The organism is Elusimicrobiota bacterium (assembly GCA_016706425.1).
Lineage (GTDB): Bacteria > Elusimicrobiota > Elusimicrobia > FEN-1173 > FEN-1173 > JADJJR01.
The window spans coordinates 690,929-706,878 of record JADJJR010000001.1; the positions used below are offsets into that span (position 1 = coordinate 690,929).

Genomic DNA, 15,950 nt, shown 5'->3' on the forward strand with positions numbered 1-15,950 from the left:
CTCCTCAGTCGGCCGGAATCTGGTCGGGAAGGGTGGGCAACACCACGTCGAAGTAAGAGGGCGGGGCGGGCGTGCAACCCGTGCCCGCCAAGATTTGCGTATCGTAAAGGTCCGCCGCGTCGTTTTGTAAATCGAAAAGCATGTCGCCCGCCGATTGATTCAGTTTGATCGCCGCGAGACCCAGGTACCGGGCCCCCCAGGCGGCTTCTTCGGCGGCGATGGCCACGTCGGGACAGGCGCCGCCCGTTTGAACCACTTCGAAATCCGAACCACTGACTCGAATATCAAACACGGGCCTTCTGTAGGCCCAAGTGGCCGCGTGAAGGATCCGGCAAAGGCCCAGGTTGATGAGCAGGTTGGGGTTGTCGGCGGGGATGGTTCCGTCGGAGAGACCCAGGCGGATCCGCTCCAGGAGCGGAATCGCCGCCTTGAGCGCGTTGTGAAGGTCGGCCACCGAGAGTCCGAAGAGGATGCTGTCGGTCGGGGCTCCCGGCGCCGCGGTCATCACCGCGCTCCGCAGGGCGGTGGCGGAAGAGCCGGGGTTCGACGTCATCAAGTTGGAGAGCAATTGCCCCAGGTTCAAGCCCGACCGGCCCATGGCCGCGACGGCGGCGCCGTAGAGGGCCTCGGCGCTGCGGGGATCCTGGGCGAGGGCCCGGTTGAAGTAATCCTCGGCGGCGGGGAAATTCAGGTCCGCCAGGGCGGCGTTGCCGTCGGCGATCAAACTCCGGGCGTCGCCGGACCCTTCCTTGTGCAGGCCGCCGAACAAATTTTCATTCTGACAACCGGACAGGCCGACCAGGCCGAACAGCCCGATCGCCGCCCAAAACGCGCGTCGTTTCATACAGGCCTCCCCTGCGAAGCGATTGAACCCAACCGAAGAATAGGGAGAAAAAAGGACTTTGGCAAGGGGCCCCGCCTTTCATTTTTTAGGAAAGGCTTCGGGGTTATTCTATACTTGCAACAGCGGGAGGCGGTTTCCGGGCGGTTGGGCCGGCGTTTGTTGTCCCCCTCGCGCCACTTTCCTTTGGACAGGACCCGCACGCCTATGACGAACGGACCGCATTCCTTTCATATCCCGGTTTTGGGAACGGGGTTCACGGTCGACACCCCGCTGAAAGTGGCCCGCTTCGGGATCTCGTCGGTGATCTCTTTGGGCGACGATAAACTTCTCGAAAAGATGCGGGCGCATTACGCCGCCCTGCACGGGCGGCCCCACGCGCCCATCGGCGACGGCGAACCCGCCGCCCGGGCCCGGCGGACCACCGCCTATCTCAATCTCGTGAACGATCTGGTGGCGGAGCAGGTGCGCCGTCTCCGCGCGCTGCCTTTTGAAAAAGGCAGCGAGATCACGCTTTATTTCGAAATGCTGCCCGATGATTCGCCGCTGAAACACGAACACGCGCGGATGACGGCCTCGGGCGACAGGATCGAACGCTCCCTGCGCCAGGCCCGGCTTCGAAAAGCCGTCGTGCCGGGCCGCATCGACGTCAACATCATGACCAAGGCCGACCGCTTCCCGGCCAGCGGCGGAACGGCGACGGAGGAATCCCAAACCATTGCGGCCCTGCGTGGGTTCGCCACGAGCGACCTCCGGTCGTCGATGGTTTTCTCCGCCGGACTGAACCTGCGCCTCTACGGGGCGGTGGCCGAATTCCCCGATTTCTTCATCGACGCCCGGGGCCAATCCCGGAAACAAATCATCCTGAAAGTCAGCGATTACCGTTCGGCCTTGACCCAAGGGAAAATCTTCGCGAAGCGGGGCCTGTGGGTTTCGGAGTTCCGCGTCGAATCGGGCTTGAATTGCGGCGGCCACGCTTTTCCCACCGTCGGGGAAACGCTGGGCCCCACCCTGGAGGAGTTCAAAACGCGGCGGGGCGAACTGGAAAGCGAAATGTTTCGATTGTTCCGGCCCGCCCTGTTGGAGAAAAAGGGGATCGCGGTCGCGCATCCCCCCGCCCTGCGCGTCACCGCCCAGGGAGGCATCGGCACCGCGGCCGAGGACCGTTTCCTCCGCGACCGCTACGGCATCGACGGAACCGGCTGGGGGACCCCGTTCCTCCTCGTGCCGGAGGCGACCACGGTCGACGACGAAACCTTAGCGCGGCTCGCCGCGGCCGGCGCGGACGACGTCCGCCTCAGCGGGTCCTCGCCCCTGGGCGCCCCCTTTTACACCCTGCGCGGTTCCGCCAGCGAAACGGCGCGGCGCGAGCGCATCGCCCGGGGAAAACCGGGGAGCCCCTGCCCGAACGGGTACTTGGCCACGAACACCGAATTTCCCGGTCCGCTCCTTTGCACGGCGTCCTACGCTTACCAGAAAAAAAAGATCGAACAGTTGAAGAGCGCCGAAACGGATCCAGACGCCTTGTCCCGGGCCATGGAGCGGGTGATGGAGAAAGCCTGTTTGTGCCGGGATTTGGGCCACGCCGCCCTGGTGCGGTACGGTTTCCTCGCCAAGGAGTCGGCCACGCCCGCGGTGTGCCCCGGACCCAACATCGCCTTTTTTTCCAAGGTCTGTTCCCTTCGCGAAATGATCGATCACATCTACGGGCGCACCAACGATCTCGTCGCCGAGACGCGGCCTCATCAGTTCATCAACGAACTTCGTCTTTACGTCGCCTATTTGAAGGAGCGTGTGGCCGACGCGTTCCCCCGGATCGGTGAAAAGGAAAAAGTGTATTTCGCCGAATTCAAGAAAAACCTTCTCGCGGGGCTCGAACATTACAAAGGCCTCCTGCGGGAGGATTGGATCGAGGCGGAATCGAAAAGGGAGGAGTTCGCCGCCGCCCTCCAGGCCGTGCGCGCCGATCTCTTGGATTTTGTTAAACGGTTCCAATCGATGTTTGAAACCCCTTCTTTGGACGGTGCGTGGCCGACCCCGGCCTCGTAGCCACCGGCCCGTAAAGCCCGATCTTCGTTTTTTAGACCCTCCCGCGACAGCCGGTTTCGTCACGCATTGTTTACATGGGTGAAACCGGGATTTAATTCCCACCGGATATCATGGGGGCATGAAAAGCCCCTCCGTCCCCCGAGTTCTCCGCGTTTTTTCTGTCGCCTTGGCCGTGGCGCACTTCATCGGTCAAACGGTGTTGGGGCACGCGGCGGAGGCGAATTTTTGGGCCCAGCGCGCGGAAACCGCGCGGCGGTTCCGGGGGGGCGCGGTCACGCCGACGCCGTTGTGGGGGACCCTTCCTTTGGATGTCCCGCCCGTGGTCGGCCGGGAAATCCCCTCTTCTTCCACTTCCACCGATTGGGCGCGGGTGTTCGGCGGGCATGGGCATGTTCGCGGTCACCAACCCGGCGCGCAGGGGGTGGTCCTCCATGTCCAAGACGTGCACGGCCACCGGAACGCCCAAAAGAACATCGCCGCCCTGGTGCGCGCGGTGTTGGATCGACGCCCCGGGGCCACGGTGTTGCTGGAGGGGGCCGCCGGACCGATTTCCCTTGAATCTTTGCGCTCCGCCGGGGACGATCGAAACGCCGCCGTGGCCGGATTTTTCTTCAACGCGGGAATTCTGTCGGGAGCGGAAGCGGCGGTTTACGGCGCCCCGGGGGCGCCCCGGGTGGCGGGGGCCGAGAACCCGGCCGAGTACATCTCCAACCGCCGCGCCGTCGACGACGCGCGGGCGGCGCGCCCCGATTGGGAGCGCCGTCTGTCCGGTTGGACCGCCGCCGTCCAATCGGCGAAACCCGTCGTGTACTCCCCGCGCGCGCTGTCTCTCGATCGCCAAGCCGCCGCGTGGTCCGGTGAGGGCGCGTTTCTGGAGCGGGCCGCCTTTTTGGGCGCCGCGCCGAATCTGCCCCCTCCCCCCCCGGGGAGCGCGTTGGAACGTTTCGTCCGGTTGATCGCCCTGGAAAAATCCCTTTCGCCCGAAGCCGCCGCCCGGGAGCGGGGCGTGTTCCTCGAACAACTGGCGGATCGCTTGAACCCGGTGGAGGTTCAGAGTTTGGCCGCGGACGCGATGGCCCTTCGCGGCGGGGCGATGTCGCCCGGGGCCTTTTACGCCGGGGTCCGCGCCCTCGCCGGGCGGCGGGGGGTCCGCCTCGCGGAGTTTCCCGCCTTCGATGCCTACGTGGCGTACACCGCCCTCGCCGAAAGAGTGCGCCCGGAGGCGCTGGAAGCCGAATTGAACGAGCGCGAAGCGCGGCTGTGGACGGCGGTGGCGTTGACGCCGCCCGAGCGGGATTTACGCGCCTTGGACGAAGCTTTGCGGGAAATGCGCCGCCTCATCGCGCTCTCCATGACCCCGGCGGATTGGCGGGCCCACTTGGCCGGGGGGGCCGATCGAGGCCATCTGAAACGCCGCTTGGCGGCGGTCGGTGTGGCCGCGCCGGGGTTTGACGGTTTGGAGGTCTTTGAGTCGTTTTACCGTTTGGCGGAAGCGCGTAACCACGCCTTGGCCGAGGCCGCCGAAATCGCCGCGCGCGCCGGGGAACCCGTCGTGTTGGTGGCCGGCGGGTTTCACAACAGCGGGGTGGCCGCGCTTTTGGCCGCGCGGGGCATCGAATTCCTCTCCGTGGCTCCGAAATTGGGCGACGCCGGGGACGCCGCGCGGGGACCCTTCGATATTTTCTTCCGCGACCACACCCCTTTGGAAGAGTTGTTCCAGTCCCCGCGCGTTTCCCTGGCCGAAACCTCGGGGCTGGCCCCCTTGACGCCGGATGGGATCCCCCGCGCGCGCGCCGTTCGGGAACTCGGGCCCCTGGTTCGGTCCGCGCTGGCGTCGCCGGGCGATCCCCAAACCGCTCCCGCTCTGGACGGAGGGCGGACCATCGTCATCGCCCGCTCTCCGGAGGGTCCCGAGCCCACCGTGGCGGGCGCGCGGCCGGTCGTCACCTCGGTGTCGGTGGATTTGGACGGGTTGTCGAACGGCTCTGACGTTTCGGTTTTCCACAGGAACGGCGCCCCGTGGGGACGCTGGTGGAGCCGGTGGAAATCTCCCCACGGTTTCTTCGCCAAAGGACGCTCCAAACTGTTCGGAGCGGCCCTGCTGGCGGCCTTCTTGATCCCTTTGGCGGCGGTGTCGCCCGCCCACGCCTACACCCTGGTGGAAGGCCCGGCCGGGGTTCACGTGGTGGTCAATAAGGGAGAACATCTTTGGGGAGCCGCGGCGCACGTTTTGAAAGCGGGCGGGGAACGAAACCCCTCCAACCCGCACATCGCCGCGAAGGTGAAGGAAATGGCGGAGCTGAACGGGCTCACGAACCCCGATCTCATCCACCCCCAAACGCTTTACATGGCCACACCGGCCCCGGTGTCGGTGGATTCTCCGACGAATGTGGCGCCGCCGGCGGACCTGTCCGGGGGACGTCCGGCCGATGCCGTGCCGGGCATCGTCCCCTTGGACAACGGAACGGCGAGCCTCCCCCTCTCTCCGTCCATTTCGCCGGTCGCCCCCCCCGCGGTCGCGGGGGCCGGAATCAACACGGCCGCTCCCGCGGAGGCGGGGTCCACCGTCCCCTTGCCGTCCACGAACGCCCGCGGGGATTCGGTTTTCCCCGCCCCGAGCGCCGGGTTCGTGGCCACGGTGGCGGCCGCGTTGTTGCTCCTCACCGCCTGGGGCGGCCGCGCTTACAGCCATCGTCGATGGGGGGGGGCCTTCCATCGCGCTTGGAATCGGGCGCGACAATCGGCGCGCGAGGGAATCGCCGCGATCGCCGAGGTCCTCCACCCCGCGACGGGGAAAGGGCGCGATCCCCTCACGTCGTTCCTCTTGGCCGCCACGGGGATAGCGGCCCTCTCGCTTGTTCCCGGGGTGGCGGATTGGGGTCCGGCGATGTTCTCCTGGTTCGACGCGGCGGAATTGGTCGACCAGACGCGGGCGTTTCTGGTGGGGCAGTGGCCCGTGCTTGCCGCGCTGGGCACCGGTTTGTTGGGCGCCGTCTATTACGTTTGGTTCCGCGACAAAGAAGTGGACCTGGCGGCCATTGAAAAGAACGAGGCCCGCGTGCGGGACTGGATCACCCTCCTGGACCGGCTGGAACAGAACGAGACCTTGAGCGAGGAGGACCTCTCATGGCTCGCCAACAACGTTCACGCGCTCATATTGAACAACCGGGTCACCCCCGCCGCGGTGTCCGACCGGGGTCAAATGGAAAAACGGATCGACGCCTACCGCGCCATCGCGCGTTTGTCGGAGCGTACCGTGCGCCTCCTCGATCGGCGCTTGGAAACCGGTGGTTTCGCCGTCGGAAACACCCGCGACCGTCTGGTGGACACCCGGGAAAAATTCTTCCTTTATCAGTTGTACGGCTTGAAAACCGCCCACGCCCTGGTCCCCGCCAGCGTCGCCCATTGGGCGTTGTCCAATTTCGATCGACGGGACTCTTGGTTTGAAAAAAAGAAATTGGGCGCGGTTTTGCGGTTTGTCCGCGGCGTCCGCCCCATGATCCGTCAAACCGTCGAAGAATACCGGGGACGGATGTTGACCGACGACACGCGGCCGGGGCGCACGCTCTGGGAACGGGCGGAGGGGCTCTCCGTGGTGTCCTTGGGGAACGTCCTCGTCCCGGGGTTGTACGACGGGCAAGACAAATCCGATTTGGCCCGCGTGTTCGACTCCCTGCAAAAAAAATCCGAAACGAAAGAATTGTCCGACATGTCGGCCAAGGACCTGCACCGCAAAGGGTGGGGCACCATGATCAGCCTCTTGCTCTGGAGCGTGGCCATCTCCCGCATGGTGTCGGTGTTCCCGGCGGTGCTGGCTTTCTTCACCGGGCTGGGCGTCACCATGGCGTTGTTCCGGATTCAAACCCTGGGCACGCGGCGAGACGGTTTTTTCCGCGCGGGCTTGCGGGCCTGGCGAGAGATGAACCAGCGGCCCCACGTCAACGGGCGCCTCAAGGGCATCGGCGAATCCGCCGGGGAGGATCCCTTCCACTTGAACCGCGACTTCGCGCGCTTTCACCTTCAAGAGGCGGAGGACGCCCTGCGGGAGGAGTTGGCGGCGGGGGAACCGTCCACGGACATCGTTCTCTTGATCGCCCAAAACGAGGAGGAGAGGTCCTATTTTGAATCCCGATCGACGGACCGGGCCCTCTTTCCTCCATCGGTGCCGGTGGTGGTCTTGACCGTCCCGTCCCGCCGCGGTTCCTTCGCGGCCTACGCCCGGGCGTGGACGTACCTGTTCTCGGAGGAGTACAAATCCCTGGCCGAGCGCCACCCCCGCCTTAACGGCCGCGCCCCCTGGACGTTGAACGCGGCGACCCTGGTGGCCAAGGGCGGGGCCGTCGAAGGAATGAACAAGCCCCTGGCGGGTCTCCCGTTGTTCGCGAACCGCCTGGGGGCGGGAGCTCTCGGGGCCCGGACGATTTTCGACCTCGCGGTCATGAACGCCTACCGGGCGACCCGCGCCCGGACCGAGGGGGGAGAACGCGGCGGGCTCGCCCTCCGTTGGGCCGACCGCGCCTACGTGGGGCCGGTGCGGGTTTCGGCCGGCACCGGGGTCACCCTTGACACCCAGTGGGTGAACCGCGAGGACATGGACCGCTTCAATTTCGGCGCCGTCATCGCCTCGCTCGAGAAGCCGATTAAATTGATTCGCCGGTCCCGCGTTGAGAAAACGCTGGGCCTTCTGGCGGAGGAACACACGAACCGGGTCTACGACCTGCGGAACGACCGCTTGAAACAAATCCAGGCATTTTCCGGGGAGGGTTTCTACGCGTTCGACGCCGCGGCGGCGGCCGCGCACCACGAGTTTTTGAAGGATGTCATCGCCCGGAGCGATTCGTTGCCCGCGGAGGCGAACTTGGACCCGCCGTCTTTAAACCTCATGACCTACTACTTGGTGCCCCTCTGCATCGCCCAGGCCCGCGACGCGGAAGTGAGCCACAAAATCAACGTGTATTTTTCCGGACACGGGTTCTTGAGCGACCCTCTGCCCGAGGCGATCCAGCACTTCAACAACCGGTCCGCCAACGCCCTCGCCGCGACCTTCCGTGAGGAGGCCCGCCCGACCTTTTCCCTCAACGCCGCCTTTGTGGATGAATCCCTCTACGCGAGCGTCGACGCGGCCGTGGAACAGGACGAGGCCGAGTTCGATCCGGGGACCGAGCCCCCCGACGCGCCCCGGTGGCGCGATCGGATTCGGCGCGTGGTTCGGAACGGAACCGTCCACGCGTTTCTATTGTTGGGGATGTTTTTTCCCGCGATGGCCGCGGCGGGGTCCAAAGGGGCCGCCGTGGAGTCGGCCTGGGGCGGGCCCGTCCCCTTTGTCGCCGCGGTGGCCGGCGCCTCCCTTTCCCAGGGGGGTCTGTGGCGCCGCGTGGTGAGTCAGTGGGGAGCATTGTTCAATCGTCGCGGGGGATGGGTTTTGGCCGCCGTGGGGGGGGGGATCGCTCTTTTTTCCTTGATGGGCACGGGGATGTCGTGGGCCGGTGGAGCCGATTTCGAGGGGGGGGTCTGGGCAACGGCCCGGGACCGTTTGGAATTGCTGCGAGGGGGAATTCCCTCCGGTCCTTGGGCCCAGGGAGCCTTGGGATTAATGGGGGGGTTTTTGGTGGGGTCGGCTCTTCTGAATGTGAAACACATCTTCGGACGCGGCACCTCCGCTCCCCACAAGAGGTCCCGGGAGTGGGTCAATGTCACGGAGGAAAGTCTCTCCTTCGAAAAGGCGCGCGCCGTGCTGGCGATGGAGATCAAAGCGTTGCGGGCGCGGAACCGTTCGGGGTCCGCGGCGGCATGGGCGGCGCTCCTTGCGCGTGCCGAATCGGAGACGGCGGCGCTTGCCCCTGTTGACAACGAACCAAACCGAGGGGATATCGATTTTCATGCGGCGGGGTCGATCCCCCGCGCGGCGGCGAAGGTTTTAATCCTCCAACTGGCCGAGGCGATCGAGACGCGCCGGGCGGGATTCCGGCCGACGGCTGAGATTTTTCATTTTGCGCGCCTTTGGGGGCTGGCCTTGGGGGAGTCGGACGACTTACAGGATTTTCTGGATCCGTTGCTGCCCGACCGATTGCGCGGCACGGTGCCCACCCCGGTGTTCCAATCCTGGCTGGGGGGAATGCTCTCGACGGGGCCGAAGGGGGAGAAGGACGTCGCCGTCTTTGGAACAGTTCCCGTTAGACGCACCGTGCGCCCGGTCGAGGCGCCCTCCGCGGGTCCGGCCGTGGGGTGGCGAAAGGCCACAAGGGGGAGCGTGAACGCGGTCCTCCTTCTCGGGGCGCTGTCGCTGGCCCCGGCCGGTTTCCCATCGCCTGTTGTCGACGCGGCTTGGACCGGTTCCGCGCCCGCCGTCGCGGCGGTGGCGGGTGTTTCCATTTCCCAACACGGGAGGCGGGGTTTCGGGGGGGCGGCGGCCGCCGCCCGGACGTTTTTCTCCCGCGTCGGCCGGTGGGCGGTCGATCGGCTGACGGGCGGAAAAGCGCTGAGGGGGGTCAAAATCGCCCTTCTTCCCGTGGCTCTCTTCGTGAATTACGGTGGGTTGGTGCAGGCCTTCGGATCCGCCGGGGCTTTGGTGTTCGCCCCGGCGTTGTTGCTGATCCCGGCGTTTTTCTTGACCGTTTTCGAGTTGTTCGTGGATGACCTGATCGCTCTGCGTTTGGGAACAACGCCCGCCCCGGTTTCGGCCGCGGCGCCCGGGCGATCGCCCCGGCGGTCGACGGCGGTCGACGTGACGACGGAATCCTGGTCCCATCCGGAGGAAACGGTGACCGCCCTCGCGGAGATTCTTTCGGCGGTTCGGTCGTCCGATCGACGCAACGCCGCGGCCGAGCGGGAGTTGACGCGGCTGCTCGTGCGGGCGGCCGCTGAATTGCCTTTGGAGGACGATCTCGCCGGGCGGTTGAGCCTGTCGTGGTTGCGCGCGGACGTGGCCAAAGCCGAAGAAACCCGGGCGCGGCGAATGGCGCGGCGCGCGGCGGACCCGCGCGGCGAAGGGCGGGCCCGCGTCGACGAAGTGGCCGAGTTGTCCCTGGCCCACCAAATCGCCCGCGCCTGGAAGGCGCACCGGCGCGGGGTCGTTCCCGCCGCGGAGTTCCGCCAGGTTTGGTATTTGCGCGGCATGATGGGCCGGCCTTTGCCGGACGGTTCCGGCGGGGACGCCCTGCTGGGAACCCTCGGCCCCCTCTGGGGCGTGGCCGGGGTCGGCGGGGCCCGGGAATGGTCGAACGGCGCCCGGAAATTGGCCGGGTTGCTGAAAGGCGTCTCGGGCGTTCCGGCGGGGGACGCGGAGGCCGAACTGACGATGATTCGTGTCAGTGAATTTTTGCCCGGGGCCGGCGAGGGGGCCGCCCGGCGCCCCGTTCTGGAAAAGCATTTGATCGAGCGGGCCAAACGGTTCCGCCCCGGCGCGCACGCGGGGGACGTCCTGATCGTCAACGGCCGCGGGGCCGATGAAACCCGGATCAAGAACCTTCTTCGACGGCGGGTGAGCGGGTTTCCCGCCTTCGACGCCTACCTCGCGGCCTGCCGGGTCGTCGTCCTGCCGGAGGAGCGGTTTACCCCCGAGGCCGTCATCGCCGCCCTGCCCAACACGACGACCCGGGGGAAAACCCTGAACCTTTTCACCGCCGATCCCACGGCCATTTTGATCAACCCCCACCGCACCCATCTGTCCTACCGGGTGCTCCTCCTGGAATGGGTCGGCGGGGAACTGATGGCCGTGGACCTGTTGGACCTCGCCCGCCGGGCGCTCAAAGCCGCCCGGGTCGTGGCCACCAGCGCCTGATCGAAACGGCTATAATCCCGTCGAGAACATGCGACTCGCCTTGATTGATTTGGGCACCAACGCGGTGCGTTTCGATGTGGTGGACCTGTCCCCCGACAGGAGCGCCCGTCGGCTCCCTCGGAAACGGCTCGCCGTCCGGCGACGTTTCGGCGCCGGTCTCTTCCTTGGCCGCGGGGCCCGCGCCCGCAAAGACCGCCGCGCTGATCACGGGATTATCGTCCCAATAGCCCTCAGTGTAAAGAACCGTGGTTAATCATCCCCGTTGGACCACACCGCATCCTGTCTCCGCGCCTTTCTGAATCCGAAAATGCGCAACATTTCCCACACGCAGCCCTTAACGCGTTTTTAACCTGCTTCAAATCGAATGCCGGGCATGAGGACCCAAAGAAAGCGGTTCATTGTATCCGTCGGGATGTCGATCCTTCTGACGGCGCAGGGCGTTTTGACCCACGCCGCCGAAGGGGCCTTTTGGCGTGACCGTCGATCGGCCCGGGCGGTGTTGATGAATTCGCCAGCGGTCGCCACCGGCAGTTCCGCCTGGGCGGAAGAGCGACCCCACCCATCCGTTCAAACGGCCCGCGTGGTCCTAAACCATTCCGTTTTGGTCTCCCCTCAAACTCAAGACATTTTGGCGGACCTCGCGGGTCCCCACGCGACGGTGTCGGACATTCGCGTCGCCCGCCGGCCGGGCGCCCCGTGGGTCATTCACATCCAGGACATTCATGGAAACCGTTCGGCCCAGATGCACATCGCCCGACTGCTGGACCGTTTGTCCGGCGCCGGCCTGACCTGGGTGGGGGTCGAAGGGGCCGAAGGACCTTTTGATCTGGGCGGATTTCGGGACTGGCCGGACCGATCCCTCACGCGCGCCATTGCCGACAGTTTTTTGCATGAGGGATTTTTGACCGGGGTCGAACACGCCGCCATTACATTGTCCCCCCCCATTCGCCTGTGGGGCGTGGAGCGGGATGCGCTTTACCAAGCCAATGTGGATGCGCTTTTGAGAGTGGATGGCCCCGTTCGCCGCCTGCGCGGTCAAATCAATTCCTGGAAAAGCGCGCTGGAGGCCCATAAACCCCGTGTTTACGGCCCCGCGCTGTCACGGTGGGACCGGGCAAGGCGCGCCTGTCAAGGCGGTGATATGGGGTATGGCGCCTATGCGCGGGTTCTCGCCGGACTCTTAAACGAAGATTTTAAAGATCTGCCGCACATGGCGGCGTTGGCGCGGGCCGCGGTCATGGAATCGCGGTTGGACCCGGGCGCGGCGCGGGCCGAGGCCGAACGGATGGCCCAATCGCTGGGGCGCGCGCTGGACCGCGCGTCGATGCTCCGCTGGGCCCGGCTGGCCGCCGAGCACCGGGCGGGCCGGTTGAATGGAAAGGTGTTTCGGGAAATGACCGCCCCATTGATGGCCGCGGCCGGTCTTTCGTGGAGAGAATTCCCTTCCCTGTCGACCGGTTTCGAGTACAACGGTCTGGCCGAGTCCCTGGACCGACGAGCGCTCCTGCGTGAAATGGCCCGGGCGGAGGAGAGGGTTCGGACCCGTTTGCCCCGAACGGAAGGGGAACGGCGTCTGGCCCGGATCGATCACGATGTGGACCTGGCGGAGCGAATGGTGTGCCATCGTCTGCGCCTGGAGGATTGGGAACAATACCTGGCCCGCCGCTTGATGATCGGCCGATGGGAAACGGCGAATTTTTCCGGCGCGGGCTGGAGGGAGGAGGATCTGGAGGAGGTGGAACAATTCTACCGCCTCGCCCTGGAAAGAAATGATGAGTTTGTTAAAAACATCCGGGGGATGGCACCTTCTATCTCGGTGCTGGTGGCCGGGGGGTTCCACACCGACGGCTTGACCCGCCTGTGGCGGGACCAGGGCGTGTCCTACGTGGTCCTCACTCCCCACGCGGTCGTGGACGGCGTGAACGAGGACCCTGCCCGGTCGCTCTTTTCGCGGGACCCGTTGCCTTTGGACCGCCTGTTTACGGCGGACCGGATATCCCTGGCGCCGCGGCCTCTCCTGTCGCCATCTCCGTTTGTGGAGAAACATCGCTCTCTTTTACGAACACTTTATTCGATGATTCAGATTTGGATGGCGCGCCGGTCGGCGATTGATGAGGCCCCAGGGGGGGACGCCGCGTGGGAGGATGTCCATTGGGAAGAACCTGCGCTCCATATGACGCGGGGAGGCGTCGAATATCAACTGGAACCGGCGGGGAAGCAGGAAAAAGCGTCTCTGGAGCTACAAATAAGGAATCAACGGCTGGCCTTCTCGGTGGTGTCCCACGCGGCCGCGACGGCGACAGGCCGATGGGGGCCGGGTGCCAAAATAACATTGTTTGCGTCGCTCGCGTTCCTCAGTATGCCCGCATGGGCCGCCACGACCCCCCTGGGCGGATGGATGATGTGGCCCGCGTTGATTTTCGCTTGGCCGATGCGGATCGTGTTGCCCTGGGTGGAAAACGTTTGGCGCACATGGACTCGCGCCGATGTCATCGTGGGCGATCCCGGCGGTTTCCGTGTCACATCGGGCCCGGCTGTTTTATGGACCGAGTCGGCCCTCGCCGGGCGTGTCGGAAACCCTTTTCGGCTGATGGCATTCACCGTGGGTGATGTGGATTGGAATCGATGGTGGTCCCACCTCGATGATATACGCGCGTTGTTGGAGGGGGTTGCCGGATCCCCCAAAATTCAGTCCCTCCTGACGGGTTTAAATGAATTCTCCCGGGAACCCCTCTTTCCCCAGCGGGCCGGAAAACGCCTCGTGGTTCGGGCGCTCAATCGACTGGTGGCGGACAGGAATCTGTGGCAACGCCTGCCCATTGAGTTCGAGAGATTGAATATGGAAGCGAGGGACATCCTGGAGCGTGTGCGCGAGGTCGGGGCGGGAGGAGTCCCATCGCGTGCCATGTTTGCGCTCAATCGCCGGCTGTTGTTGGAGTTTTTTGGCCCGGCGTTGATCCCGGGACGGATCCACATCGTGCTGTTTGACGGCCTGTTGCACTCCGAACATTTCCGCCAACTGCACCGGATACACCCCTTCGCCGAGGCGTTCGTCTCGTCCGAGGGGAGTCCCAATCAGCATTCCATTTTGGGGATGCTCAGTCGGTGGCCCCGACTGATGGCCGTGACCGGCGCGGGGGACCTGCATGCGTTGTGGGCGCACCGGCGCGGGGAGGTCCGGTCGGCCATTGTCGACGAATCGGGGTTGGTGGTGGTCAACCCCACCCCGGACCAAGACCGCTGGGCCCGTCGGCTCGGACTGGACCGGGACACAATGAACGCGGCCGCCGGCCTGACGGAATTCAAATCGCGCGGGGCCGCCTCGTCCCCGGTGGATATCTACTTGAACGCCGCCTCCCCCGAAGCCATTCGCGAAGGGGTGGCCGGCGGCGCGGTGGGCGTGGGCCTGGTCCGGTTTGAGGATGTGTGGGGCGTGCGGACCCCGTTGACGGATTATGCGTTGGTTCTCACCCAGGACGAGATGGTCCCCGGCATGATTCGGCCCCTGGAGCCGCTTGTAAAAGCCGCCCTGGACGCAGATCTCCCCATCCATGTCCGAATGTTGGACGCTCAGGACGATAAATTGGATGGGCTGTTGGATGATATTGAAGAACGCGGGTTGGATTTTTTGCTTCATCATCCCATTGGCCAACGGTTGGCGGTGGCTCAACTTATCGCGCTCGCCGAACTAAAAAATCGTTTTCCCGCGACCCGCTTGAGCGTTCTTTTCCCGGAGGTGAAATCCGTCCGAGACGTGGAGGAGATCTTTGAGCTCATCATGCAGGGCATGGTGGTCCGGCCGGGTCTGGCCGGGGCGTTAAAGCGCATTCCGGTGAGGCTGATGGTGGAGTCTCCTGTGCCGGACGAAGAATTTGTGCGAATGATTTCCATGGAGGGGGTGTCCGGGATAAGTTTCGGTTCCAATTCCTGGTTGGAGGCTTATTACGGCGTCAAGCGAGGCACACCGGAATCCCGGGAACACGAGACCCAGTTGAATTTGCCGCTCCTCTTCGACCTGCAACGATATATGGATCTGGTGAGCCGGGTGAACAGTGATCGGTCCCCGGAAACGGAATTGAGCGTGCATGTGTGCGGAAATTTCGCCGCCCGGGACGATGCCCTGGGGCTTTGGACGGGGCTGGCGCGACGTTATCCCAATGTGCCCTTGCGGTTGAGTGTGCCGCCCAAACAGGCCAGACGGATAGGTTTTATTTTGCGCCATGTGCCGGAGGATTTTTCGATGAACTTGCTGGACGACCTATTAACCAAAGCGCGGACCTACAAGTCCATCGCTGACCGATCCGCCGAAACGGGCGCGGATGTGAATACCCTGGGGGGACAACGCTATGATCAGTTTCGACTCAACGCCTTGCATCACTTTGCCCAGCGGCGGGTTGAAGGGTTTTTGAATTGGATCACACTTTTGATTCGAACATCGCCGGACTTTCAACGGTTAAAAGACACGATTGAAAACGGTCAACCCCCCTCCCGTTCTCAGAACGGGGCCGACGGGAGGTGGTTGCCGGCTTTCATCCCTGTGGGCGTGGGGATGGGGGAGGGCGCCGGGATATGGGAGAAAACGGCCCCTCTCTGGTCCGTTCCGGATGCGATGCTGTGGGGGATGGGATTGCTTTTTGCCGTGGGTCTGGCCGCGGTCTATGGAATCCAGCGGGGGGGCGGGGTCAAAGGGCTTTTGTTAAGCGTCAATCCATGGGCTCGACCCTCTCTGTGGACGAAGGGACTTGGGTTAAGAGGGGGAGATAAGACGGAAGATGGCTCCACCGCGCCCGCCACGACGTCATGGAGCGGCGCGACGGCGTTGGACCCTCTCCTGTTGGAGGACCCGCGGTCCCCCCTGGAGGAGTCGCTGGAGCGTTTTCGACTGATGCGCGCGGCCTTGAACAGGTCCGCGTGATTTAAAAGTGGCGCCAACCCGGAGAGGGATGCTGTTATGCCCCGTCGCCTTTTAACGGAATGCTGGCGTCCCGCCCCCGCCTTTGGGAGACCAACACCGTGCGCGATCGATGAAATGGGGTGTCCCCCCTGTGGAACGATTTGGAAGGAGGCGTTGTTGCTGTGTCCCCATTGTCTCGGTTGTTTAGTTAAAGATCGTTTAATGACGAAAGATATCTATCATGATGTCGCTGGAAAATTGTGATTCCATTTGGATTGGGTGGGGGGAATTGAAAGCGGTGGATCTTCTGGACCTCGCCCGGCGGGCGCTCAAGGCCGCGCGGGTCGTGGCCCCCAGCGCCCGACCGAATCCGCTATAATCCCGTC

Annotated in this window: 6 protein-coding genes; 5 read left to right on the forward strand and 1 reads right to left on the reverse strand. The window is 64.7% G+C overall.

All coding sequences use genetic code 11. From position 1 onward, the window contains the following. Positions 1-4: 4 nt before the first annotated feature. Entirely contained in the window at positions 5-844 is an 840-nt protein-coding gene (locus tag IPI56_02850; protein MBK7544681.1) for a hypothetical protein, read from the reverse strand. 204 nt (positions 845-1,048) lie between these two features. Here IPI56_02850 and IPI56_02855 point away from each other — a divergent pair, with 204 nt between their 5' ends. The 5 genes from IPI56_02855 (at position 1,049) to IPI56_02875 (ending at position 15,943) form a co-directional block, all read left to right on the forward strand. Then, positions 1,049-2,890, forward strand: a complete 1,842-nt coding sequence (locus IPI56_02855) for a hypothetical protein (GenBank protein ID MBK7544682.1) — start codon at positions 1,049-1,051, stop codon at positions 2,888-2,890. Between the two features lie 118 nt (positions 2,891-3,008). Continuing rightward, positions 3,009-10,670: a hypothetical protein gene (locus IPI56_02860; protein ID MBK7544683.1), complete on the forward strand. Its 7,662-nt coding sequence runs from the start codon at positions 3,009-3,011 to the stop codon at positions 10,668-10,670. A gap of 28 nt (positions 10,671-10,698) precedes the next feature. Further along, on the forward strand, positions 10,699-10,923 hold the full coding sequence (locus IPI56_02865; protein ID MBK7544684.1) for a hypothetical protein: 225 nt from the start codon (positions 10,699-10,701) through the stop codon (positions 10,921-10,923). A gap of 159 nt (positions 10,924-11,082) precedes the next feature. Next, entirely contained in the window at positions 11,083-15,585 is a 4,503-nt protein-coding gene (locus tag IPI56_02870; GenBank protein ID MBK7544685.1) for a hypothetical protein, read from the forward strand. 220 nt (positions 15,586-15,805) lie between these two features. Next, the gene (locus IPI56_02875; GenBank protein ID MBK7544686.1) at positions 15,806-15,943 is read left to right on the forward strand and encodes a hypothetical protein; all 138 of its coding nucleotides are present in this window, start codon (positions 15,806-15,808) and stop codon (positions 15,941-15,943) included. The last annotated feature ends 7 nt before the right edge of the window (positions 15,944-15,950 follow it).

What these genes read in the sequence shown, in the direction of transcription:
- IPI56_02850 (MBK7544681.1), bottom strand. Translation starts at nt 844, where the DNA reads ATGAAACGACGCGCGTTTTGGGCGGCGATCGGGCTGTTCGGCCTGGTC.
- IPI56_02855 (MBK7544682.1), top strand. Translation starts at nt 1,049, where the DNA reads ATGACGAACGGACCGCATTCCTTTCATATCCCGGTTTTGGGAACGGGG.
- IPI56_02860 (MBK7544683.1), top strand. Translation starts at nt 3,009, where the DNA reads ATGAAAAGCCCCTCCGTCCCCCGAGTTCTCCGCGTTTTTTCTGTCGCC.
- IPI56_02865 (MBK7544684.1), top strand. Translation starts at nt 10,699, where the DNA reads ATGCGACTCGCCTTGATTGATTTGGGCACCAACGCGGTGCGTTTCGAT.
- IPI56_02870 (MBK7544685.1), top strand. Translation starts at nt 11,083, where the DNA reads ATGTCGATCCTTCTGACGGCGCAGGGCGTTTTGACCCACGCCGCCGAA.
- IPI56_02875 (MBK7544686.1), top strand. Translation starts at nt 15,806, where the DNA reads ATGATGTCGCTGGAAAATTGTGATTCCATTTGGATTGGGTGGGGGGAA.